Source organism: Rhizobium sp. CF080 (assembly GCF_000282095.2).
In the GTDB taxonomy this organism is placed as follows: domain Bacteria; phylum Pseudomonadota; class Alphaproteobacteria; order Rhizobiales; family Rhizobiaceae; genus Neorhizobium.
Genome location: NZ_AKKC02000015.1, coordinates 517,469 through 541,793 on the forward strand (window position 1 = coordinate 517,469; position 24,325 = coordinate 541,793).

The 24,325-nt window shown below is 61.6% G+C and carries 21 protein-coding genes and 1 tRNA gene; 3 read left to right on the forward strand and 19 right to left on the reverse strand.

Annotated features, from left to right (window positions below; all coding sequences use genetic code 11):
- Positions 1–124 precede the first annotated feature (124 nt).
- From PMI07_RS29605 to PMI07_RS29660, 12 genes are all read right to left on the reverse strand, one after another.
- Entirely contained in the window at positions 125–775 is a 651-nt protein-coding gene (locus PMI07_RS29605; RefSeq protein WP_024164274.1) for a protein-L-isoaspartate(D-aspartate) O-methyltransferase, read from the reverse strand.
- Positions 772–1,542, reverse strand: a complete 771-nt coding sequence (surE, locus tag PMI07_RS29610) for a 5'/3'-nucleotidase SurE (RefSeq protein WP_007763487.1) — start codon at positions 1,540–1,542, stop codon at positions 772–774. The genes PMI07_RS29605 and surE overlap by 4 nt, the downstream gene beginning before the upstream one ends.
- Entirely contained in the window at positions 1,542–2,825 is a 1,284-nt protein-coding gene (gene serS, locus PMI07_RS29615) for a serine--tRNA ligase (protein WP_007763490.1), read from the reverse strand. Before serS ends, surE begins: the two co-directional genes overlap by 1 nt.
- Positions 2,826–2,880: 55 nt before the next feature.
- A complete protein-coding gene (tatC, locus tag PMI07_RS29620; RefSeq protein ID WP_007763493.1) occupies positions 2,881–3,705 on the reverse strand; it encodes a twin-arginine translocase subunit TatC in 825 nt (274 codons plus the stop codon).
- Positions 3,702–4,442, reverse strand: a complete 741-nt coding sequence (gene tatB / locus PMI07_RS29625) for a Sec-independent protein translocase protein TatB (RefSeq protein WP_024164275.1) — start codon at positions 4,440–4,442, stop codon at positions 3,702–3,704. The genes tatC and tatB overlap by 4 nt, the downstream gene beginning before the upstream one ends.
- A 33-nt stretch (positions 4,443–4,475) precedes the next feature.
- Positions 4,476–4,700 (reverse strand): twin-arginine translocase TatA/TatE family subunit, encoded by a 225-nt coding sequence (locus PMI07_RS29630; RefSeq protein ID WP_007760436.1) that lies wholly within the window; start codon positions 4,698–4,700, stop codon positions 4,476–4,478.
- 336 nt (positions 4,701–5,036) lie between these two features.
- Positions 5,037–5,729 (reverse strand): SMC-Scp complex subunit ScpB, encoded by a 693-nt coding sequence (gene scpB / locus PMI07_RS29635; protein ID WP_245277256.1) that lies wholly within the window; start codon positions 5,727–5,729, stop codon positions 5,037–5,039.
- 20 nt (positions 5,730–5,749) lie between these two features.
- Positions 5,750–6,601, reverse strand: a complete 852-nt coding sequence (locus PMI07_RS29640; protein WP_007760441.1) for a ScpA family protein — start codon at positions 6,599–6,601, stop codon at positions 5,750–5,752.
- 27 nt (positions 6,602–6,628) lie between these two features.
- Entirely contained in the window at positions 6,629–7,645 is a 1,017-nt protein-coding gene (gene nagZ / locus PMI07_RS29645) for a beta-N-acetylhexosaminidase (RefSeq protein WP_007760443.1), read from the reverse strand.
- A gap of 79 nt (positions 7,646–7,724) precedes the next feature.
- Positions 7,725–10,994, reverse strand: a complete 3,270-nt coding sequence (locus PMI07_RS29650; protein ID WP_024164276.1) for an SPOR domain-containing protein — start codon at positions 10,992–10,994, stop codon at positions 7,725–7,727.
- A 66-nt stretch (positions 10,995–11,060) separates the two neighbouring features.
- On the reverse strand, positions 11,061–12,818 hold the full coding sequence (gene argS, locus PMI07_RS29655; RefSeq protein WP_007757442.1) for an arginine--tRNA ligase: 1,758 nt from the start codon (positions 12,816–12,818) through the stop codon (positions 11,061–11,063).
- 62 nt (positions 12,819–12,880) lie between these two features.
- A complete protein-coding gene (locus tag PMI07_RS29660) occupies positions 12,881–14,098 on the reverse strand; it encodes a deoxyguanosinetriphosphate triphosphohydrolase (RefSeq protein ID WP_007757433.1) in 1,218 nt (405 codons plus the stop codon).
- A 133-nt stretch (positions 14,099–14,231) separates the two neighbouring features.
- Here PMI07_RS29660 and erpA point away from each other — a divergent pair, with 133 nt between their 5' ends.
- Both erpA and xth read left to right on the forward strand, forming a co-directional pair.
- Positions 14,232–14,564: an iron-sulfur cluster insertion protein ErpA gene (gene erpA / locus PMI07_RS29665; protein ID WP_037088615.1), complete on the forward strand. Its 333-nt coding sequence runs from the start codon at positions 14,232–14,234 to the stop codon at positions 14,562–14,564.
- Positions 14,565–14,647: 83 nt separating this feature from the next.
- The gene (gene xth, locus PMI07_RS29670; RefSeq protein ID WP_007757431.1) at positions 14,648–15,436 is read left to right on the forward strand and encodes an exodeoxyribonuclease III; all 789 of its coding nucleotides are present in this window, start codon (positions 14,648–14,650) and stop codon (positions 15,434–15,436) included.
- Between the two features lie 27 nt (positions 15,437–15,463).
- On the opposite strand, the gene exoR is transcribed toward xth, so the two are convergent.
- The 7 genes from exoR to PMI07_RS29705 form a co-directional block, all read right to left on the reverse strand.
- The gene (gene exoR / locus PMI07_RS29675; protein WP_037088706.1) at positions 15,464–16,258 is read right to left on the reverse strand and encodes an exopolysaccharide production regulator ExoR; all 795 of its coding nucleotides are present in this window, start codon (positions 16,256–16,258) and stop codon (positions 15,464–15,466) included.
- A 477-nt stretch (positions 16,259–16,735) separates the two neighbouring features.
- Complete coding sequence (locus PMI07_RS29680) at positions 16,736–17,977, reverse strand: OmpP1/FadL family transporter (RefSeq protein WP_007759058.1); 1,242 nt, start codon at positions 17,975–17,977, stop codon at positions 16,736–16,738.
- A gap of 364 nt (positions 17,978–18,341) precedes the next feature.
- Positions 18,342–21,173, reverse strand: coding sequence for a valine--tRNA ligase (locus tag PMI07_RS29685; RefSeq protein ID WP_007759059.1), 2,832 nt, complete (start codon positions 21,171–21,173; stop codon positions 18,342–18,344).
- Positions 21,174–21,293: 120 nt separating this feature from the next.
- Positions 21,294–22,157, reverse strand: a complete 864-nt coding sequence (locus PMI07_RS29690) for a DUF2497 domain-containing protein (RefSeq protein ID WP_280949782.1) — start codon at positions 22,155–22,157, stop codon at positions 21,294–21,296.
- Between the two features lie 313 nt (positions 22,158–22,470).
- Positions 22,471–23,124 carry a protein-L-isoaspartate O-methyltransferase gene (locus PMI07_RS29695; protein WP_007759063.1) on the reverse strand — a complete coding sequence of 218 codons (654 nt, stop codon included), beginning with the start codon at positions 23,122–23,124 and terminating at the stop codon, positions 22,471–22,473.
- A 165-nt stretch (positions 23,125–23,289) separates the two neighbouring features.
- Positions 23,290–23,487, reverse strand: a complete 198-nt coding sequence (locus PMI07_RS29700; protein WP_007759066.1) for a hypothetical protein — start codon at positions 23,485–23,487, stop codon at positions 23,290–23,292.
- A 173-nt stretch (positions 23,488–23,660) separates the two neighbouring features.
- Positions 23,661–23,734 (reverse strand) — tRNA-Cys (locus PMI07_RS29705).
- 172 nt (positions 23,735–23,906) lie between these two features.
- Here PMI07_RS29705 and PMI07_RS29710 point away from each other — a divergent pair.
- Positions 23,907–24,293: a DUF982 domain-containing protein gene (locus PMI07_RS29710; RefSeq protein ID WP_081761002.1), complete on the forward strand. Its 387-nt coding sequence runs from the start codon at positions 23,907–23,909 to the stop codon at positions 24,291–24,293.
- Positions 24,294–24,325: the final 32 nt, after the last annotated feature.

The following is a 24,325-nucleotide window of genomic DNA, read 5'->3' on the forward strand; positions in this document are numbered from 1 at the left end:
TCGTGAGAGTCATTAAAACGCGTTAGTCTTACTGCACCGTTAAAGGGCAGACATTGTCCTAAAATTTTTGGGAAATTGATAACCATGACGGCTGAAAGGCCGCCGCGGCACGGAACAAAACAGCCTATAGCGCCGCCGCGATATGCGGAACGATCGGCAGGAAGGGAACCGGGAACAGATCCTCGCGCTCGAATCGGCTGCCGGTCTTGGTCAGGCGCACCATCATGCAGGCCTCGCCCTCTATTAGCGGGGCAAGCATCGACCCGCCATGGGTGAGCTGCTCGGCATAGAATCGCGGAAGTGACGGGAAGGCTGCCGTGACGAAAATTCGGTCGAACGTGCCCTCGCCCGGCATGCCGTTGCCGCCGTCCGCCTGGCGCACAACGACATTGCGCAGCCCCAGCGCATCCATCCGGCTCTGAGCGGCGGTGACCAGCGTGCGGTAGCGCTCGACGCTCAACACCCGCTCAGCGATTCGCGCGATGACGGCGGCAGTGAAGCCGCTGCCGGTGCCGATTTCGAGCACCCGATGCCCGGGCTTGACCTGCAGGCGATGCAGCAGGCGCACGGCGAGATCGGCGCCTTCCATGAAGGACCCGCAATCGATCGGCACGGTCCGGCTGGAATAGGCGTCTTCGGCAAGCGGCGGCGGCACGAACTGCGAGCGCTGTGTCTGCTCAACGGCGGTCAGCAGATCGAGGTCGGAAATGCCTTCCGACCTGAGGCGCAGCACGAGCGCCGCAAAACCCTCTTTTTCGACCATGCCAGATTTCAATCGGCGGCTCCAAATCCCAATGCCTTGGCGACACGATCCTGAACCGAATAGTCGGTCAGGTCCAGCTTCAGCGGCGTCACGGAGATCTTGTTCTCCTTCAACGCCTGGATATCGGTGCCGTCACGGAAATTGCCCTTCCGCTCACCGAAGCGGAGCCAGTAATAGGGTTTGCCGCGACCATCCTCGCGGGCATCGATCGTCAGGCCGAAATCAAGCTTGCCCTGCGAGGTCACTTCGACGCCCTGCACATCGTCCGGTTCGCAATTCGGGAAGTTCAGATTGAGGAAAGTGCCGTCCGGCAGGTCCACGTCGATCAGTTTGCCAATGAGATCTGCCGCATAGGATTCAACGACTTCCCAAGGCACGACCCGACCGTCTTCGCGCCGCACCGCCTGGCTCAGCGCAAAGGAGCGCACGCCCTGCAGCGTGCCTTCGATCGCGCCGGCGATCGTGCCGGAATAGGTGACGTCATCGGCCATGTTGGCGCCATCGTTGACGCCCGAGAGCACTAGGTCCGGTTTTCCCGGCAGGACCTCACGAATACCCATGATGACACAATCGGTCGGCGTGCCGCGCAGGGCGAAATGCTTGTCGCCCACCTTACGCAGACGGAGCGGTTCGGAGAGCGTCAGCGAATGTGCCAGACCGCTCTGATCGGTTTCCGGCGCGACGATCCAGACATCGTCCGACAGTTTTCGGGCGATTCGCTCGAGAACGGCGAGGCCTTCGGCGTGAATGCCGTCATCATTGGTCAGAAGTATCCGCATCAGGCCGCCCGCTCGATCTTGGTCAGGCCACCCATATACGGCAAAAGCGCGTCCGGAATTGTGACCGAACCATCCTCGTTCAGGTAATTTTCCATGACGGCGATCAGGCAGCGGCCGACTGCGACGCCCGAGCCGTTCAACGTGTGAACGAACTTCAGCGCCTTGTCGTCCTTGGCTCGATAACGCGCGTTCATGCGACGCCCCTGGAAATCGCCGCAGACGGAGCAGGACGAGATTTCGCGATAGGTGTCCTGGCCGGGCAGCCAGACCTCGATGTCATAGGTCTTGCGCGCGCCAAATCCCATGTCGCCGGTGCAGAGCGTCATGGTGCGGAAATGCAGGCCGAGGCGTTTCAGCATGTTCTCGGCGCATTCGGTCATCCGCTCGTGCTCGGCGATCGAGCTTTCCTGGTCGGTGATCGATACGAGTTCGCACTTCCAGAACTGGTGCTGGCGCAGCATGCCGCGGGTATCGCGGCCAGCGGAACCGGCTTCCGAACGGAAGGACGGCGTCAGCGCCGTGAAGCGGAGCGGCAGCTTTTCCTGCTCCAGCATTTCCCCGGAAACGAGGTTGGTGAGCGTCACTTCCGCCGTCGGGATCAGGTAACGGCCATCGGTCGTCTTGAAGAGGTCTTCCTCGAACTTCGGCAGCTGGCCGGTGCCATACATCGTCTCGCCCTTCACCATCAGCGGCGAAGAGACTTCGGTATAGCCATGCTCGGTCGTGTGCATGTCGATCATGAACTGGCCGAGCGCCCGCTCGAGCCTGGCAAGCTGGCCGGTAAGGACCGTGAAACGCGAGCCGGAGAGCTTGGTGGCGCGCTCGAAATCCATCATCCCGAGGGCTTCGCCAATCTCGTAATGCTCCTTTGCCGCATGGTTCCAGCGCGGCTTTTCGCCGACCACGTGCTTGACCACGTTGTCGTGCTCGTCCTTGCCGACCGGCACGTCGTCGAGCGGGATGTTCGGGATGCGCGAGAGAGCATCGTCGAGCGCCGCGACAGCGTCGCGCTCTTCCTGCTCGGCAACCGGCATCGTCTCCTTGATGGTGGCGACTTCGGCCTTCAGCTTTTCCGCAAGCTCGGAATTCTTCTGTCCGAGCGCGATGCCAATCTCCTTGGAGGCGGCGTTGCGGCGGGACTGCATGTCCTGAAGCTTCTGGATGACGGAACGGCGCTTGTCGTCCAGCGCCAGGAGGGTTGCCGCCATGGGCTCTGCACCGCGCTTGCTCAGCGCCGCATCCAAAGCCCCTTCGTTTTCACGGATCCACTTGATATCGAGCATCTTGCCTTGCCTTTAGAGCGGAACGCCGCGAACTCGCGAGGCAGGCCGGAAGGCTTCAGGCCTTGTCCGTCTCCGCAACATCCGAAGGTTCCTGCTCCGAAAGCTTTTCCTCGGCACGTTTGCGCTCGACGAGTCGTGCGGCGTAGATGGAAATCTCGTAGAGAAGGATGGTCGGCAGTGCAAGACCGATCTGGGACATCGGATCGGGCGGGGTCAGCACGGCAGCGACCACGAAGGCCAGCACGATCGCGTATTTGCGCTTCTGCCGCAGCCAGTCGCTGGACAGGATGCCGACGCGCGCCAGCAGCGTGGTGATGACCGGAAGCTGGAACACCAGGCCGAAGGACAGGACCAGCGTCATGATCAGGCTCAGATATTCCGAGACCCGCGGCAGAAGCGAAATGCCGACTTCACCCTCGGTCGGCGCCTGCTGCATGGCGAGGAAAAACCACATGACCATGGGGGTGAAGAAAAAATAGACCAGCGCGCCGCCCATCAGGAAGAGTATCGGGGAAGCGACCAGGAACGGCAGGAAGGCCGCCCGTTCGTTCTTGTAGAGGCCTGGTGCCACGAACTTGTAGATCTGCGAAGCGATCACCGGGAAGGCGATCACCAACGCCCCGAACATCGCCACCTTCACCTGGGTGAAGAAGAACTCTTGCGGCGCCGTATAGATCAGCTCGGACTTGGCAAGATCGAGATGAGCCCAGAGGACGGCCCATTTGTAGGGCACGACAAGCAGGTTGAAGAGCTGCTTGGCGAAGAAGAAGCAGACGACGAACGCAACGAAGAACGCTCCGATCGACCAGATCAGCCGGGTGCGCAGCTCCATCAGATGCTCGATGAGCGGCTGCGGCTTGTCTTCGATGTCACCGCTCATGCGTCGTCCTTCGGGGTATCGGTCGTCTTCGGTGCTCGCTTGCGGGCCGGAGCCTTGACGGTCGCTTCATCCACAGTCTGGGCGACGGGTGCATCCACAGTCTGGGCGACGGGTGCGGGCTTCGCTGCCGCGCGGCTGCGCTTTGGTTTTTCGACAATAGCGACCGGGGCGGCGGGAGCCGCGGTGGTCTCGATGACGGGTTTTGCCCTGGCAGCAGTCTTGCGGACCGGCTTCGGCTTTTCCGCGACGGTTGCAGCCGCAGCAGCCTCAGGCGAGGCAGGCACGGACTGGGCCGGAGCCGACACCGGTGTCGCAGCGGCAGGCGCAGCCGACGGGAAGTTCGCCGGGATCTCGGGAGCCGCGTCGACGGGGGACGTGCCCTCGACTGCCTGCTGGGCCTCGATATCGGTCTGGCTAACCGCCGCCGTGGGCATCTGCGTCGCCTTCTGCAGGTCGGCGCGGATTTCCTGCCCCATCTGGCGGAGCGGGTTGATCGCATCCCTCAGCGCATTGGTCGGGTTCAGCCGCTGCGCATCCGAAATCGTCTTGCGCACGTCGTCGAGTTCCGACTCCTTCAGCGCTTCATCGAATTGCGCGCGGAATTCGCCGGCCATCTTGCGCAGATTGGTCGTCATCTTGCCGAAGGCCCTGAGCATGGGCGGCAAATCCTTTGGACCAACCACGACGATCAATACGATCGCGATGACAAGAAGCTCGGTCCAGCCGATATCAAACATTCAATGAGGCTCCTGGAACCCGCCACTCGGACATTAGGACCGGGTGGTATCCTTGACCTCTTCAGGCTTAAGATCGACGGTCTTCGCCGTGTTCGTCGCGCCGTTCGCCTCGGGGGCGTCCTCGTCGCTCATGCCCTTCTTGAAGCTCTTGATGCCCTTGGCGAAATCGCCCATCAGTTCCGGAATCTTGCCGCGCCCAAAGAGGACAAGCACGATGACCAGAACGATCAGCCAATGCCACACACTGAAAGAACCCATAAGTCCAACTCCATTAGTACCGTTTCATCGATGTAAGCTCTTTGTGATGCTTTTTCAAACACCAAAATGCCCCAGAGGCGACCGTTATCGGGACGTCCTAAATCCAGGCGCCAGTTGATCGCCGCAGATGCGGCACGTACCGGTTGACTGGCTCGAGGGAACCACGAGCGTCAGGCACTCCGCACCGCCGGTAACCGTTGCGACAGAGCCCAAACTGTGGGGCCCTCGCACCGCTGAATATGACACGCCGCCGCTGCTCGCCGAAGGGCGCATGCGGGCTTTTCGCCCATGGTGCGACAGACCGACGCGCTTCAAGGCCGCAACAGCCAAGCTTTTTTATTCCTCCGCGTCACCGCCCGGCGTCAACAGACCGAGCTCCTCAAGGTCGAGCTGGGTGATCGGGTCCTCGTCCTCGGAAAGCTCGTCGACATTGATCGGGACAGGGATCGCAAAGCCCGGCGGGATGCGGCCGGAGAGCAGGCCCGCGCCCTTCAATTCTTCGAGACCGGGGAGATCGCGCAGCTCCTCCAGTCCGAAATGGTCGAGGAAATCAGGCGTCGTGCCGAGCGTCACCGGCCGTCCCGGTGTACGGCGGCGGCCCCGGAAGCGGACCCAGCCCGCCTCCATCAGCACGTCGAGCGTGCCCTTGGACGTCTGCACGCCGCGGATCTCCTCGATCTCGGCGCGGGTGACCGGCTGGTGATAGGCGATGATGGCAAGCACTTCGAGCGCCGCACGCGACAGCTTCTTCGTCTCGTTATCCTCCTTGTGAATAACAAAGGAGAGATCAGCGGCGGTGCGGAAGGCCCAGCGGTCACCGGTCCGGATCAGGTTGACTCCCCGTGGAGCGTAGACCTCCACAAGGCGGTGCATGACGGCGTTCACATTGGTTCCGCGCGGCAGGTGTTCGGCCAGGAATGTTTCGGAAACAGGCTCGGCAGAGGCGAAGACCAGCGCCTCGGCGATCCGCTCGACCTCAGCCAACGAGAAAGGGGCAGACTCCGCGTCCTCTTCGTCGGCGATCGGCAGATCGTCGTCATCCTGCGGCGTCAATCAACGCCTCCCGTAACGGGTTGCGGCGAGGCTGGCTGGTGCGGCCCAGGCCCCTTGCGCAAGTAGATCGGCTGGAAGGCGCCGTCCTGGCGGATTTCCAGCGTGCCTTCGCGCACTAGCTCCAGCGACGCGGCAAAGGCGCTGGCGGTCGCCGTGACGCGATCCTCCGGTGGGAGATAGGGCAAGAGATAGTGCTGCAGCGTCGTCCAGTCGACGATCTCGCCGAGCATACGGGTGAGCAGTTCGCGGGCATCGACCAGCGACCACACCTTGCGCCTCTCGATCGTCACCTGAGTGACGGCGGTGCGCTGGCGCAGGTTGGCATAGGCCGCAAGCAGGTCATAAAGCGTCGCATCATAGGCGGATTCGACATTGTGCGGGATATGTTCCGGCGCGCCGCGGGCAAACACGTCGCGGCCGAGCCGGTTGCGGTTGACCAGCCGGGTCGCCGCCTCGCGCATCGCCTCCAGGCGCTTCAGGCGGAAGGCGAGCGTCGCAGCCAGTTCCTCGCCGCTCGGGCCGTCATCGCCCTTGGCCTGCTGCGGGATCAGAAGCTTGGACTTGAGATAGGCGAGCCAGGCCGCCATGACCAGATAGTCGGCGGCCAGCTCGATGCGGACCTGGCGGACGCTATCGATGAACTGCAGATATTGCTCGGCGAGCGCCAGCACCGAGATGCGGGCGAGATCCACCTTCTGGATGCGGGCAAGATGGAGGAGCAGGTCAAGCGGACCTTCGAAACCACTGACGTCGATCACCAGCGTCGGATCGTCGGTCGCGCGGTCGGCGCCGGCATCCTGCCAGAGCTTGTCCATCGGAATGGCGTTCGGCGATGTATTTATAGCCATTCCCAAACCTTGTCCTGTCGACAGCCGTCAGGAGACGGCGAGAAGACCGTGGAATTCCGCGCGGATCGCTTCTTCGTTCAAGCCGTCGCCCGCGCCAAAGGCCGCTTCCACCGCCCTTGCACGCCGCAGCGCATCCCCGGTAAGCGGGACCGTTTCCTTCACGACAGCCTTCATTTCGTCCATGACGCCGTTGCAATGCAAGACAATATCGCATCCGCCCCCAACGATTCTCGCCGCACGCTCGCCGATCGTGCCCTTCAGCGCATTCATCGACGTGTCGTCGGACATCAGCAGCCCGTCAAAGCCGATATGGCCGCGGATGATCTCGTCGATCACCTTGCGGGAAATGGTCGCCGGCTCGTCCGGATCGATGGCTGTGAAGACGATATGGGCGCTCATCGCCATCAGCTCGTCCTTCATGGCGACGAAAGGCAGGAAATCATGCGCTTCCAGCTCGGCGCGCGAGACGGTGACCACCGGCAATTCGTGATGGCTGTCGGCCATGCCGCGGCCGTGGCCCGGCATATGCTTAATGACCGGCAGCATGCCACCGGCCTTGAGGCCATCGGCGGCCGCCTGGCCCATTTCGGCAACCGTCTTCGGATCGAATCCATAGGCACGATCGCCGATGACGTTGCTTGCCCCTTCGATCGGCACGTCGATGACAGGCAGGCAATCGACATTGATGCCGAACTTCATGAGATCGAACGCATGCAGGCGCGACATCAGCCAGGTTGCCCTGAGCCCCTTGTCGCGATCCTGCCTGTAAAGTTCGCCTAGCACTGCGGCCGAGGGATAACGCTCGATCATCGGCGGACGGATGCGCTGGACGCGGCCACCCTCCTGGTCGATCAGCACCGGCGCATCCGGCCGGCCGATGGCATCACGCATGGAAGCGACGAGATCGCTGATCTGCGCCGGCTCGATGCAATTGCGGGCAAACAGGATGAAGCCCCAGGGCCGTTCGTCCTTGTAAAGCGCCACTTCGTCCGCGGTGAGGGTCGGGCCGCTGGAGCCCAGGATCATTGCTTTTGATTCGCTCATGGCTCGATCTTAGATCATTGGCGGTCCAACGAAAAACGGGGCGCCCAGGCGCCCCGTCGAATTCTTCGTTTTTCGGTCCTTACCGGCCGACGAGGCAGGTACCGCCGGCGGCGCGATACCGTTCGCAGAGCGCCACAGCATCGTTCTTGCTGCCGGCCGGGATGCGGACGCGGTAGAAGGTGCCCTTGCCGGCGATCTCGGCCGATTTGATATCGACGCCGCGGCCGCCGATGACGCTGCCGAATTTGGCCGACAGGCTCTGGTAGGATTTCTGGGCTTCCGCCTGGGACGGCAGCGAGGCGATCTGGATCACGTAGTCACCGGAACCCAGCGAAGCGACCTGGTTTGGTGCGGACGCCGGAACGCCGGCCGTCTGCTGGCCCGGAGCGCGGACATTGCCCTGATCGGTGACGGCAGCGACAACGTTGACCGGCTGTTCGGACGGACGTGCGATCGGGACCGGAGCCTTTGCCGCAGGTGCAGAGGCCTGAACCGGAGCGACAGGCGCCGGAGCCTGTACGGCCGCCGGAGCAGGAGCCGCTGCAGCCGGAGTCGGCTGGGCGGGAGCGGCTGCGACGGGCGGCGTGACCGGGTTCGCCCTCACCACGTTGACGTGTTCTGCCGGAGCGGCCGGGTTGGCAGGTGCCGAGACCGGAAGGACTCCGGCAGAGCCAGCATTCGAGGGAGCTGCCAGCGGTTGCGTACGGGTCGGCGTGGCGGGCACGGAAGCCGGAGCCTTGTCAGGGAAGGCAGCGGCCGTCTCGACCGGCTTTGCGCCGGCGGCTGGCAGCTTTGCCGTTTCCGGTGCGGCGAGCGCCGGTGCCGCGATTTCCTGCTCGACCAGCTTGCCATCCGGGCGGACGATCATCGTCTTGACCTTGCGCGGCATGACCGTCACCGGCTGCTGTTCTGCGGAGGCATTGCCCGGTGCAGCCCGGTCCTGCGGCAGAAGGCGCGGATCCTGGGTCTCGCCGACATCGGTCGGGTCGATATCATTCTCGCCTTCGAGCGGCAGCGTATCGGGCATCAGGGTCTTCTGCACGACATCGATCGGCTCCTCGTTGGAGGAGATCAAGGTGCGCTGCTTCGGATCTTTTGGCGAAACACCGGCGACGCGGTCGTAGACCGCCTTGTCCTGGTTCGGGACGGTCTTGCCGCCCGGATTTTGCGGCGCAATCTTGATCGGGTCATTATCGGCGGCAATGATGACCGGTTCACCGCCCGACACGACATTCGAAACGCTGCTGCCGAAGAACGCATAGGCGCCGACACCGCCGAGGATCACCACGCCGGCAAGGGCCAGCGGCACAGCCCAGCTGCGGACGGAACGACGGGCGTTCTCGACGGTCGCGACATAGTCTGCGTCGGAATAATGCAGTTCCTCATGCTCCGCCGCCGGCAACGGCGTGGTCAGGCTGCGGCGAAAATCCTCTTCCAGCGCACGCTCGAAATCGTCGAGGTCGGTGTAGTTCGGTGAGCGGCCGGCTTCGGCTGCAGCCTGCTGGCCCCTCGGTGCGATATCGATCTCCGGCTTGCGGGCTGGCGCTGAAGCTGGCTTGTTCGGCGTCGCCAGCAGCGTCGCGAGCTCCGCATCGATGTCGAGTTCGTAGTCGGGACGATAGGCCGGCGGCTGTTCCGGCTCTTCTGCCGGCAGCGACGGTACGTCGAGTTCGGCGATCGCCTCCACCTGGTCTTCGGAATCGGCAATCTGGGCCGGATCGAACGGCAGGTCGGCAATCGATTCAGGTTCTCCTACACCCTGTGCCTCGACAACCGGTGCCGCGGCAGCGGCGGCGATGGACGCGACATGAACCGTCGGCGCCAGCGCAGAGGCGACAGCCGGCGCAGCTTCTGTTTTCACAGCGGCTACCGCCGGAAGCGTTGCCTGAACCGGATGTTTCTGCGCCTCTTCGACGATGATGTCGGCAAGGTCGAGCTCAAGGCCATCGAGCGCCAACTCGAATTCCTCGTCCGAGAAAGGATCCTTCTCGTCCAGGGCGGCAGCCGGAGGCGCGGCAACCGGCGCCTTGGCAATAATGGAGGCAGCAGGAGCGACGGGTGCGGCGGCGGGCGCTATTGGTGGCTCGGGCGCCTTTGCCACAGGGGTTGCAAGCGGCTGCCCGACCGATGTCGGCAGCGAATAGCGCTGGACGTCGTAGATCAGCTCGTCAAGCGCCGAGAACCGATCCTTTTGCGGCGCAGCGGCACTCGGAGCGGTCGAGGCAACTGGCATGGCGGGCGTTGCCGCGACCGGCGCATCTCGTTGCTGCTCAGGGGCCTGAGCTTCTGAAGACGTCACGGAAACCTGCAGCTCGGCAGCGGGCGCAGGATCGGGCTTCGGGGTCGGGATATCGTCCACAACCGGAAGCTCGAAAGCATATTCGGTCGGCGCAGATGCGACTGGCTGCGCAGCGAGTTCAGGCGCCGGTGCAGAAGCCGCAGCCAAATCCCGTGCGACGCTGAAATTGGTGAGCGGCATGCGGAAGCCTGGAATATAGGCCCCCTTGCCCCTCTCGGCCTTTGCCTCCAGCTCAAACTTCGCTTCGGGTTCAGATTTCGCCTCAGGCTCGAACGCTGCTTCGGGTTCGAACACTGGCTGCGTCTCGAACTCGACCTGCGGTTCGAATTTCACCTCGGGCTCGATCTGGGCCTCTGGCTCGAATTTCGCCTCGGGCTCGAACGTCACTTCGGGTTGGCTTGCGGCAACGGGTTCAGCCGCGATCGAGCTTTCCAGCTCGGCCGCGAGATCGAATTCCTCTGCCGGCTCTTCTTCTACCGGTGCGACGGATGACATCGCGCCTGCAGCCGGGAAATCGGGCAGATCGAAAACAGGTTCCACACGCGCAGCTTCGGGAGCCGGCTCAAATGCCGGTTCTACAGCGACGCTCTCGTAGACGGTATCAACCGCCAACGGCGCCTCTTCGTCGCCGAACTGGAGGTCGTCGCGCTCGCGGATTTCGTCGTCGGCCGGCAGGAAAGCCGGCGAAGGCTCGACCGCAGCTGCCTCAGGAACGAATTCCAGCTCCTCCGGCTCTAGCGGCAGCGCAGTCGCCCTGACATCCGGCGCGGGCTCGGCGAAAGGCTGCGGCCCATCGTCGAGCGCGATATCGTGAATGGGATCGAGGCGCGGCGCGTCATAGCGTTCAAACTCCTGAAGAAGCTCGTCTTCAAGATTGAATGCCGGCTCGTGCCGCACAGGCGATGAAGTATCGGTGGAAGATGATCCGGGCCTGGCCGCGACGGGAAGATCGTCGTAGCCTACGATGCGGGCGAGTTCTGCCAGCGGATCATCATCTGCAAAGAAGTCCGGTAAATCATTCCGGCTACGCGCAAGGTTGTTATCGGCCATTACCTCGTCCACTCACCTACATTACAACGCATATGCCAGTGCAATGTGGGGAAATGGTGGCGATATTTACCGCATTTCTTCCGGTGCCGCAGTGCCTGTGATTCCAAGTCCTGACTTCAAAACAGAGGCGACAGCATGCACCAGCCCAAGCCTGGCAACGCTCAATTCTCGGTTTTTATCGTTAACAAAGCGTAATTCCGGTTGTTCTTTACCTTTATTCCAATGCGCATGGAAGAAACTTGCCAGATCATAGAGGTAAAAAGCAAGCCGATGCGGCTCCTGCGCCTGGGCTGCAGCTTCGATAACCCGGGGATATTCCGCAAGCTTTGCAACGAGTTGCATTTCGTTCGGATCGTTGATCAGGCCGCTTGAGCCCTTGAGGTCGAGCGAATCGATGTCGAGATCCGGAAACGCTTCCTTCGCCTGCCGGAAAACCGAAGAGCAGCGCGCATGCGCATACTGGACGTAGAAGACCGGGTTGTCCTTCGACTGTTCGGTCACCTTGGCGAAATCGAAATCGAGCGGCTCCGAACTCTTCCTGTAGAGCATCATGAAGCGCACCGCATCGCGGCCGACCTCGTCGACGACGTCGCGAAGGGTCACGAAGTTGCCGGAACGCTTCGACATCTTCACCGGCTCGCCGTCACGGTACAGCTTGACGAGCTGGCAGAGGAGCACGGTGAGCTTGACCTTGCCGCCGGAGACGGCGCGCGCCACGGCTTCCAGGCGCTTGACGTAGCCACCATGGTCGGCGCCGAGCACATAGATCATCTCGTCGTAACCGCGGTCGAACTTGTCCTTGAAATAGGCAACGTCGGCCGCGAAGTAAGTATAGCTGCCGTCCGACTTGATCAGCGGCCGGTCCATGTCATCGCCCACTTCGGTGGAGCGGAACAGCGTCTGCTCGCGGTCCTCCCAGTCTTCAGGCAACTGGCCCTTCGGCGGCGGCAGCGTACCCTTGTAGACGTGTCCCTTGAAGGTGAGGTCGTTGATTGCCTGGCGGATGCGCTGCGCGCCATTGGCATGCAGCGTTCTCTCTGAAAAGAACACGTCGTGATGAACGTTGAGCGCATCGAGGTCATCGCGGATCAGTGCCATCATCGCATCGATCGCCTTGTCCTTGACGATCGGCATCCAGGCGTCTTCCGGCATGTTTTGCAGGCGGGGACCGTATTCATCCGCCAAGGCCTTTCCGACCGGCACGAGGTAATCGCCCGGATAAAGACCCGAGGGAATCTCGCCGATCGTCTCGCCCAGCGCCTCGCGGTAACGCAGGAAGACCGAGCGGGCTAGGACGTCGATCTGGCTGCCGGCATCGTTGATGTAGTATTCCTTGGTCACGTCGTAGCCGGCAAACGCCATCAGGTTCGCCAGCGCATCGCCCACCACCGCGCCGCGGCAATGGCCGACATGCATCGGGCCGGTCGGGTTGGCCGAGACGTATTCGACATTCGCCTTCTTGTCGGCGCCGACCGTCGAACGGCCGTAATCCGTGCCCTCGGCAATCATCGAGGCGAGCACGCGCTGCCAGTAGCCGGCGCCGAGACGGATATTGATGAATCCAGGGCCGGCCACCGACACTTCGCTGACATCGGCATCCGAACGCAGCGCTTCGGCGATGATATCGGCGAGCGCGCGCGGATTGGTGCCGAGCGGCTTGGCCAGTACCATGGCGGCATTGGTCGCGACATCGCCGTGGCTCTGGTCGCGCGGCGGTTCGACTGCGATACGGCCGAAATCAAGCTCGCTTCGCTTTTCCCTGATGATATCAAGGGTCTCCAAAGCATTCTTAATTCTTGTTTCGAAGTCGGCAAAAAGATTCATGTTCAATCATCCCCGAGACATGCCCGAGGACCCTTGCTGGCCAGTGTCATTGGTGGCGGTGCCTAGCGCAAATCCGGAGTCTGGTCAAACAGCTCGGCATGCGCCTTGATCGCGAACGTATCGGTCATTCCGGCAAGATAATCGCCGACATGGCGGGCCCGCGCCGTTTCACCGAGACCGGAGATGTGGTTGACCCAATAATGGCTGCGCATCAACGACGGGTCATTCATATAGGCCTGGAAGAGATCCGACACGATCTGGGAGGCACCTGCGCGGATGCGCATGATGTCCGGATGCCGGTAGATGCGCGAGAACAGCAGCTTCTTGATGCAGCGATCGGTCTGGGCCATCTCCTCGGAGAAGGTGGCGATGACGTGCCCCGCGGCACGAACGTCCTCGGCGCTCTGCGGATCCACCTTACCGAGATTGTGCTGCGCGACGTCGATGACGTCCTCGACCATATGGGTGATCTGACGGCGCATGATCTCATGGGCGAACCGGCTCGGTTCCAGATTCGGATAACGCCCCCTCACCTCCGCCATCAGCCTGGCGAGAAACGGGACCTCATCCAGCATCTCGAAGGTCAGCAGGCCGGAGCGCAGTCCGTCGTCGATGTCATGGGTGTTATAGGCGATGTCGTCGGCGATCGCCGCCACCTGCGCCTCGAGGCTGGCATAGCTGGCCAACTCCAGGTCATGCAGTTCGCAATAGTCCCGGATCGGCTGCGGCACCGGTCCGCGCGTCCCCTCACCGGTCTTGGTCAGCAGCGGACCGTTGTGCTTGACGAGGCCTTCCAGGCTTTCCCAGGTGAGATTGAGCCCGTCGAAATCCGCATACCGGCGTTCGAGCTTGGTGACGATGCGCAGCGACTGGGCATTGTGGTCGAAGCCGCCATAAGGCTTCAGCATCTCGTCGAGCGCATCCTCTCCGGTATGGCCGAACGGCGTGTGGCCAAAGTCGTGGACCAGCGCGACGCCTTCGGCGAGATCCTCGTCGAGTTTCAGGGCACGGGCGAGAGCCCGGGCGATCTGCGCCACCTCGACCGTGTGGGTGAGCCGGGTGCGGTAATGGTCGCCATCGGGGCTGATGAACACCTGCGTCTTGTGCTTCAGCCGCCGGAATGCGGTCGTGTGGACGATACGGTCGCGGTCGCGCTGGAATTCAGAGCGCGTCAGGCTGCCCTCCTCCGGGAAGAGCCGACCTCGGGACGCCCAGGGATTGGCGGCATAGACCGCCCGCTCGCCACTGCCGAAACCCAGCGCCCTGGTATCGATCGTCATGCCGTCACCTGTTTGTTCATCCGCAGCCTGCCGCCCATTGACGTGCCCTTCACGTCTTCATACCTATAGTAAAGCCGTGCGCAATGCCGGTGACAGGAATCTCTCCGGGCCTTGAACCCGGCAGGAGGCGGATATTATGGAAACGAATGTAACTCTTTCGAATGCGGCGGCCAAGCGCATCGCCGAAATCGTCGGCAACGAAGCCGGCAAGCAGGCATTGCGCGTCTCGGTCGAAGGCGGCGGCTGTTCGGGCTTCTCCTACAAGTTCGATCTGGCCGAAGCGCCGCAGGACGATGACGTGGTGATCGCCAATGGCGATGCCAAGGTGCTGATCGACAGCCTCTCGCTCGTCTACATGGCGGGTTCGGAAATCGACTTCGTCGACAACCTGCTCGGCCAGTCCTTCCAGATCAAGAACCCGAACGCAGTGGCAAGCTGCGGCTGCGGCACCAGTTTCTCGATCTGATAACATTCTCTCCTGCGTGCTTCGCCCTTCCCAACGCTTCCTCTTTCGTTAAAAGAGGAAGCGAACAGTGGAGGCAAGGGCCGATGAAGATCGCCACCTGGAACATCAACGGCGTCAAGGCGCGTATCGACAACCTGCGCCAGTGGCTGACCGATTCTTCCCCGGACATCGTCTGCCTGCAGGAAATCAAATCCGTCGACGAAACCTTCCCGCGGCTTGAGATCGAGGCGCTCGGCTATCACGTCGAGACGCATGGCCAGAAGGGGTTCAACGGCGTCGCATTGCTGTCGAAGAGCAAGCCGGACGAAGTGATGCGCGGCCTGCCGGGCGATGAGGGCGACGAGCAGTCCCGGTACATTGAAGGTGTGTTTTCGCTTCCGGGCGGCGCGATCCGCGTTGCCTCCATCTATCTGCCGAACGGCAACCCGGCCGATGATCCGGTCAAATATCCCTATAAGCTGGCCTGGATGGAACGGCTGCACCTGCATGCGCAGAACTGCCTTCTTCTCGAAGAGCCGCTGATCCTTGCCGGCGACTACAACGTCATTCCCGAGCCGCATGACTGCTTCGATCCGGCGGTGTGGGCAACGGATGCGCTGTTCCTGCCGCAGACCCGCGCAGCCTTCCGGCGCCTGGAAAATCTCGGCCTTGTCGATGCGGTACGCGCCACGACCGACGCGACCAAGCTCTATTCGTTCTGGGATTATCAGGCCGGCGCCTGGCAGAAGAATAACGGCATCCGCATCGACCATCTTCTGCTGTCGGCGGAAGCCGCCGACAGGCTGAAATCCACGGCGATCGAGAAACATGTACGGGCCTGGGAAAAGCCGTCGGACCACGTGCCCGTCATCGGCATGTTCGATTTCGGCTGATTGCCCGACAGATCGGCGAGGCGTCGGTTATTCGACGCCTCGGGCAAACTCCTGCGACAGGGCGACCGCACCGCGGCGATCCTCTTCGCCTACAACGGAGAATGCCTGTTCCTGCAATTGCTGCATCCAGATGCATTCCTTGGCGGTGCACTTGTCCAGCGCTGCCGTCATGAACGCGAGTCCCCGCACCGTCTGACCTTCCTGGAAGAGGACGTTGCCGAAAACCGACATGGCGCCCGCATGACCGCTCTTGCGGGCCTGGTTCAGCCATTTCTTCGCCTGCTGGATATTGGCGGTACCGCCCTCGCCTGCCAGAATCATCCGGGCGAGCTGAAACTGGGCTTCCGCCACGCCGAATGTGGATGCCGCCTGGAAATAGAGCTGGCGGGCCTGCGAAAGATCGGGCTTGACCGGGCTGCCGGGAATGCCGCGGCGATAATAGTTCGCCAGCGACAGAAGCGCGTTGATGAAGAAGCCGGTGTCTTCAGAACCGGGCTCGACGCCTTGCGATGCGATCTCGTTGTAGATCTTGAAGGCCTCGAAATCGTCCTTGGCGACACCGTCGCCATAGGCATACATATTGGCAAGCGCCCAGCGCGAACCGGTATGGCCTTTTTCGGCGGCGTAGCGATAGGCTTCGACCGCGTCTTCCTTCTGGCCGTTCTTATAGGCCTTGAAGCCGAACTTGAAGAGATCGAAGGGTCCCGATTCCTTCGTCACGCCGGACTTGATATCGAAGGCCGCCGCCGATCCCGCCAAAATCGAGGCGAGCGACGCTCCAAGAAGCAATACTCTCATGGATCCGATGTCAAACTTCGGCATTTCAGTTTCTTTCACTCCGCGCGCGGTTTCCCGCCGCAGCCCGAGCATTGCCCGCTGCCGGAAAAAGGTTCGTCCGGGGATATCCCGTGCCTGCTCCTCCCGAGAGACGAATGAAACTGTAGCCGCCGTTTCCGGCAACACTAGGACCCGTAACCGCAGCAATTGCGGCAGGACAGGACGGTGTCAAAATCCGTCCGCCTGAGCGCAAAAAGCCCGGCTTTTCATAAAGAAACCCGCCCATGATACTCCAAAATACGCGCCCCGCCCCCGCGTTCCGCGCCTGTTCTTCCTCTTCGCTGCTCCCCGTTTGTGGCGGGAAGTGGACAGAACCGCCTCTCTCAAGGCACCTGACAATAGTCTCGAAAAAGTGTTGCTAAATCGTCACAATAGAACCGACGAACTGTTCCTCCTTTGAATTAAAACTCGCCACAAAAAAGCCCGGTCGCGACCGGGCTTTCAAGCTTCCATGGCGTGAAGTCAGAACTTGACCTTCAGAGACGTGGAGAGTGCGGCGACGAGATCGTCGCCGAACCGGTAGCTTGCTTCGTCTCCAGCAGGAATGCCGTTGATGGTCACGGCGCCGGAGCTACCGCTGGTCAGGATACCGAGCACGCCGGCCAAGCGAATCTCGACGTTTTTGTTCGGCGAATAAGCGACACCTGCACCGACGGTCCAGGTATCCGTGAGGGTGCCAAAGCCCTGCGAAGTCCCACGATCCCAGGTGAGGCTGACCGCACCGCTCCACTGTTCGTTGAACTTGTGGCCTACGCCGCCGGTAACCGTCCAACCGTCTCGGTATCCGAGTTCAAGGGCCGTGACTTCCACACCGCTATTGTAAAACGGGATCCGCTGCAGCACGCTCCAATTGGTCCACTTGACCGATCCGAACGCGAGCCAATCGGGGGCGATACCGGACTGCAGCTTAAGCTCGATTGCCTCCGGCATGGCGGTCGAACCCTCAACCGGAATGACCGTACCGGCGCCTGGAACCAGACCTGCGAGAGCAGCGGGAAGGTTCGTGAGATCGACCTCGCCGGTGACGCTATTCAGCTTGACCTGACTATAATACATCAGGCTGGCGCGAAGTGCGTATTCCGGAATTTCGTAGGCAACACCTGCCCGCCAGCCCCAGCCGTCACCTTCAAGATCAAGGCGACCGACACCAGAGCCCGACAGGCCCAGACCGCTGATCACTTCCGGCGCGACGACCAGCCGCTCCTTGAAGCCGTCCATCTGCAAATAGCTGCCGCCGCCGATGATACGCAAGTCGCCCGGGCCTGCATCGAATTTGTAGGAGCAGGTCAGCGCGTAGTTGTCGCTGTTGATCTTTGTTTCGATGTTCTGGTTTGCACCGGCCCAACGGGCTCCGGGGCTGGTATGAGCGCCATAGGGCTGCGAGTAATCGACCAGGCAGTCGAAACCTTCGAACCCCGCCTTGGCGCCGACACGCGGCGACCAGTAGTCTTCCGTCTCATCAGCCGAGTTGGAATAACCCAAGGCGTTGAGTGGACCATCCGCCGCGTTTGTGTCGGTGACGTTCTTGAGCTTTCTCTGGGGCATCACGAAGGTAGCCGTGGACTCGATCGCGACCGAAGACGGATCAAAGAGCAAGTCGATATTGTATCCGCCCCGTTCGATGCCACCTGCAAACGCAGGCGACTGAAGAGTGCATCCGGCTACGAGAGCAAAGACGCCCCTTGAAATTGTTTTGCTTACCATAAAATCTCCCACTCCCTGGTAAGTGACCGAAATCACTCTAGATGGTTCGCTCCGATTGACAACTTTCGGCTGTCTGGCGCTTCGCGGCGCAAACGCCTTGCATATTTACGTAAGCAAACCAGGAACCCGGGTTCTGATGCCGATTTCGGCACAAAATTACTCTTTCCTCCCTAACAGCATTGTTAAAATTGGAATTTTATTATTTTAAGCCGGCTATCTGTGTCATTGTGGCAACAATGCGGCTTTCTGCATGTGAGCAGTTGCACAAGCGCCGGATTCCACCAACAAAAGGTTGCTGAAAATGAAATGCCGCGCCCGTTTCCGGCGCGGCATCCCTTATTCCACTGATTCACGATGAAGACGGTCAGCCGGCTTCGCTGATGCGCAGAAGAGCGGTCTTCAGGTTCGCCATCTGAACTTCCAGTTCGGCGAAGCGTTCGCGCTCGGCAGCAACCACTTCGGGATCGGCATTGGCGACGAACCTCTCGTTCGCCAGCTTCTTGCCGATGCGGTCCATCTCGGCCTCGGTCTTGCCGACCGCCTTCTCGATCCTCGCCTTTTCGGCCACCAGATCGATCAGGTTGCCGAGCGGCAGGCAGGCGGTCGCCTCACCGATGACGATCTGGGCGGAGCCCTTCGGTGCCGTGTCGGCAAGTTCGATGGTCTCCACACGCGCAAGCCGGCGGATGGCGGCCTCGTGGCGGCGTAGCCGCGCCTGGGTCAGTTCATTGGCGCCGACGACGATCAGCGGAGCGACGGCCGATGGCGGCACGTTCATCTCGGCGCGGGCCGAACGCAGACCCGAGACGAGATCGACCAGCCAGTTGATCTCTTCCGCGGCCGCCTGATCGGCGAATTCCGGCGCCGGCCAGTCGGCGTGGCAAAGCAGGCTATCGCGCGTTTCGGTATGGGCCCAGAGTTCTTCTGTCATGAACGGCATGAACGGATGCAGGAGCTTGTAGGTCTCTTCCAGCACGTAGGCCGCACAGGCCTGGGCCTCGGCCTTGGCATTCTCGTCCTCGCTCGCGAAGATCGGCTTCAAGAGTTCCAGATACCAGTCGCAGACCTGGTTCCAGACGAAACGGTAGAGCGAAGCTGACGCCTCGTTGAACCGCTGGGTCTCGATCGCCTCGGTGACGTCGCGGATGGTTGCGGAAAGCTCCGTCAGGATCCAGCGGTTGACGGTCAGCGTCGTCGCCTCCGGCAGGAAGGCCGGATCGCGCTTGACGCCGTTCATCTCGGCAAAGCGGGTAGCGTTCCAGAGTTTGGTGCCGAAATTGCGGTAACCTGCGATGCGGGCCGGATCGAGCTTCACGTCGCGGCCCTGGGCGGCCATGATCGCCAGGGTAAAACGCAGGGCGTCGGCGCCGTATTCGTCGATCAGATCGAGCGGATCGATGACATTGCCCTTCGACTTCGACATCTTCTGACCGTTCTTGTCGCGCACCAGGGCGTGGACATAGACGGTGTGGAACGGCTCGAGCGGGTTACCATCTTCGTCCTTCATGAAATGAAGGCCCATCATCATCATGCGGGCGACCCAGAAGAAGATGATGTCGAACCCGGTGACCAGCACGCTGGTCGGATAATACTTTTCGAGCTCCTTCGTCTGGTCGGGCCAGCCGAGCGTCGAGAATGGCCAGAGCGCCGACGAGAACCAGGTGTCGAGCACGTCCTCGTCGCGGGTCAGGATCTCGCCCGGCTTGAAATTCTCCAGGAGATCTTCAACGAGGGCCTTCATCGGACCTTCATGCGAAAGGTAGTGCTGGATGGCCGCCTGCAGCGCCTCTTCCTCGGTCTTTTCGACAAAGACTTGGCCGTCCGGGCCGTACCAGGCGGGGATCTGGTGCCCCCACCAGAGCTGACGCGATATGCACCAGGGCTGGATGTTCTCCATCCATTCGAAATAGGTCTTGTCCCAGTTCTTCGGCACGAACTTGGTGCGCCCCTCCTTGACGGAGGCGATTGCCGGCTGCGCCAGGGTGTGGGCATCGACATACCACTGTTCGGTCAGCCTCGGTTCGATCGGTACGCCGCCACGGTCGCCATGCGGAACCATGTGCTTGTGCGGCTCGACCTTATCGAGCAGGCCTGCTTCCTCGAAGATCTCGACGACGATCTTGCGGGCCGTGAAACGATCCTGGCCCTCGATACGGTCCCAGGCGCCGTGAAGCGCGGCCGGATGGTCGAGTCCTTCAAGGAAATCCTCGTTGTCCCTGATGGTGATCGTACCGTCGACGTTCATGACGTTGATGGCGCGCAGCCGTGCCCGCTTGCCGACTTCGAAGTCGTTGAAGTCGTGCGCGGGGGTGATCTTGACCGCACCGGTACCGGCCGTCGGATCGGCATAGTGGTCAGCGACGACCGGGATTCTGCGGCCGACGATCGGCAGGATGACATGCTTGCCGACAATGGCCTTGTAGCGCTCATCCTCGGGGTTCACGGCAATGCCGGTATCGCCGAGCATGGTTTCAGGACGCGTCGTCGCGACGACGATGTAGTCGCGCGTCTCGAATTCGGTCGGGTTGCCGTCCTCGTCGAAGGCGACCGGATACTGGTAGGTGGCGCCTTCTTCGAGCGGATAGCGGAAATGCCAGAGATTGCCGTTGACCTCGTGCTGTTCGACTTCCAGGTCGGAGATCGCCGTCAGCAGCTTCGGGTCCCAGTTGACGAGGCGCTTGTCCTTGTAGATCAGTCCCTGCTTGTAGAGGGTGACAAAAACTTCCAGAACCGCGGCCGAAAGCCCCTCGTCCATGGTGAAACGCTCGCGCGACCAGTCGCAAGAGGCGCCGAGGCGCTTCAGCTGGTTGAAGATCAGGCCACCGGATTCGGCCTTCCACTCCCAGACCTTGTCGACGAAGGCCTCACGGCCCATTTCGCGACGGCCCGGAAGCTGGCGCTCCATCAACTGACGCTCGACGACCATCTGCGTGGCGATGCCCGCATGGTCCATGCCCGGTTGCCACAGCACGTCCTTGCCGCGCATCCGCTCGAAGCGGATCATGACGTCCTGCAGCGTGTTGTTGAGCGCGTGGCCCATGTGCAGCGAACCGGTCACGTTCGGCGGCGGGATCACGATCGTGAAGGCTTCCGCGCCCGGCTTGGCGTTGGCGCCGGCGCGAAAAGCGTCGGCCTCGTCCCAGGCCTTGGCGATCCTCGGTTCTACTTCTGCGGAATCATAGGTCTTTTCGAGCATTTCCTGACCCGTTTTTGTTCTTTGAGAGCTATCGGGGTGTAAATAGGATGGGGTGTTCCAAGTCAATAAAAAAGCCGCCCCGTCACCGGAGCGGCCGTCTTGGTCCACCTCAAGAACGGTTTAGCGGCGCGTGCCGCGGGACACGCGCTCGATTTCCTCGCGCACTAGGCGCTCGACCAGAGTCGGCAGGTTGTCGTCCAGCCATTCCTGCAGCATCGGGCGCAGCATGTCGCCGGCCATGTCTTCGAGCGAACGGCGCTCCATGCCGTTGAACACGGAGGCAAGCTCGCTGAAGGATTTCGCGACCTGAGCGCCGGCTTCGGCCGACAGAAGGTTCGCGGTCTCCTCGATCTTCGCCGGCAGGCTGCGCGGGGCCGGTTCCGCGGCGAATTTCGGTTCCATTTTCGGCTCCGGGCGAACCGGCGCTTCGGCTCTGATCGGAGCCGACAGCGGCGGGTCGAAGACCGGCATCATCACGCGCTGAACCGGTTCCGGCTGCGGTGCGACAGGCTGCGAAACCGGAGCGGCCTGCGTCATCGGGGCAGCCTGGGGGACCGGTTCGCGGAATTCCGGCATGCGCGGCATCTGGGGGCGAAGCGGAGGCGACTCTTCCTGGCGCGCCACAGGTGCGGGCGAAGACGCCATTTGGGCGGAAGAGGCCGGTGCCGGTGCTGTCGAAGCCGTGGCAAGGCGCACCGTGCCGGTTTCCTGCTGGCGGGCCGATGCGGCGCGGACCCTTGCGGCGACATCGGCGAGCGACAGGGTGCGATCCTGCTGCGCCGGCTGGCTCGACGATCCGGACGCGTAGTTCATCGGCTCGTTGCGCGAAGGCGCGCCGCGGTCATTGGCGACCATGTCGGGAACAAAGCTCGGCTCTTCGCCGTCTTCGATTTCATCCTCGGCATAAACCGGAGGGAGCTGGCCGTTGAGCACGTTCTCGGCATTCGGCTCATTGCTTTCAATGATCCGGCGAATGGACGCCAAGATTTCTTCCATGGAGGGTTCACGCGCTACATTTGGCTGAGCCATTTTCATCCCCGCTGTTACCGGCACTCGACTCGGCCCGGTGGAGGGTGAACCGAATCGACGTTACTCTAAGGTGTTGGGGGGGCTGGAAACAATGACAAGTGCCCCAGGCTTCCTACCGATACACAGTTTTGTTGGCGTTGTGAATCCCGTAAGTCACACTTGCGGGAAACAGATGACACTGGCGTGAAAAACCGGAAGGCATCGACAGAAACGACAAAAGGGGCCGCAAGGCCCCTTCCCGTTCACGGCATTCGACCACGCCGATCGATCAGAACACGAATTCCTTCGCCTTGCGGAAGCCCGGCAGCGGCTTCACCGAGGCGTTGAAAGAGGCGCTCTCGGAGATCGCGCCCTGCTCCTTCACCAGCACCTTCGCCTGGGCGGCATTGCCATAACCGACGACCGCGACCAGCCGGCCGCCGTCGCGCAACTGTTCCAGAAGAGCGGAAGGCACTTCCTCGACAGCGCCGTTGATGAAGACCAGATCATAGGGGGCCTCGGCGGCGTAGCCCTTTTCGAGTTCGCCGGCAACGACTGCGACATTGTCGTAGCCGAGCGAGGAAAGCGTTTCGGTCGCCTGCGCCGCCAACGCCTCATCCGCTTCGAGCGAGACCACGGAACCGGCAATCAGCGACAGGACGGCGGTCGTGTAACCGCTGCCGGTGCCGATTTCGAGCACGACGTCATCCTTGGTGATTGCCGCAAGCTGCAGCAGCTTGGCCAGCGGCGAAGCCTCCATCAGGTAGCGGCCGGGGGCCACTTCGATATCCGTATCGATATAGGCGAGCGACTTTGCCTTGGCCGGCACGAAGGCTTCGCGAGGAACATTGTAAAAGGCCCGCAGAACCGAATGCGACGTGACATCGGTGGTGCGGATCTGATTTTCGACCATCTTCGTCCGTGCTGCTTCGAAATCCATCATCTCAATCGTCCCAAATCACCCGGCCAAATCATCCGGCGATGCGCCGGCTCACGCACGTCCGTCTTACTGACGGTGAGACATGCTTTCAAGACACTGGCCGGTTTCGAAGCAAAAAAGCGGAGGAGACCGTTTTCCTCTCCTCACGCTCAACTGTGGGAGCCAGGCTCAGGCGTAAGCCGGCGGCGCTTCTTCCAGCTTACGGATGGTCAGATAATCCCGGCCATAGGAAGAGCGAAGGCTGTGGTCCTTGTCGAAGGCGGACTGTTCGGCGGAGGTCAGCGGAAAAATGCCGTCGGCGAATGTGCCGGTGCCTTCGACCTCGTTGGTCGCCTGGCGATGTACGTTGATTATCCTGGTGATCATGACGCCTTCCCTCCGTTCCACCCCACAATCGCTGAGCGGGCCTTTCTGTTCCGAGCCTAGGAGGAGAAGGTTAAAAAATTAACCATGTTGCAGTGCACACAAAAATGCGTGGTAAATGCTTGGTATCAAAGCATGTTTGGATTTGAGGAACAGGGTCCGGAAGAAGGGGGAATTGGAGGCCTCGCCGAGAATCGAACTCGGGTGCAAGGATTTGCAGTCCTCTGCGTCACCACTCCGCCACGAGGCCGTCCGAACGCATAAAGAGCGAGTGGTGTCGGGCGTTTAGAACGAATCGAATAACCGCGCAAGCGGGTTTGGGCCGATTGTCATTTTTTTCCTGCACAAGAGGAAGAACACGATGGCCGACAGGTCGGTATCCCATCTTTGCTGGCGGCCTCCGTTCGTAAAGAGCCGGTCGGATGCCCGAAAGACCGACCAGATTGGATGCCGCTGGCGCACCGGGTTGGCTTCATAAAAAATTCACCAAAACTCCGGAACCAAACCCTTTCGGAAGAGTTCTCTACGCCGCAATGCAAGGTGTAGACATGACGAGTGACGTAACTGAAGCAAATGACGCGGTGTGGAGTTCCCCGGTCAGAGTACGCGTTGGATACGGTTTTCCGGAAACGATCCGCGGGCCGAGAGAGGCCCTGGAATACCTGAACTGGCGCTGGCCGGTGCGCGAAGGAACCTATTACATCAAGGCGTTGAAGGAATGCGCCGCTTGCCTGCAGCGCAAGCTCCCCCTGGAAAATGTGCGGGAAACCTTCGTTCTCGCCAGCATCGAAGCAAAGATGCTGAACTGACCCGGCCCTTGAAGGGTCGGGCAGAATTCCGC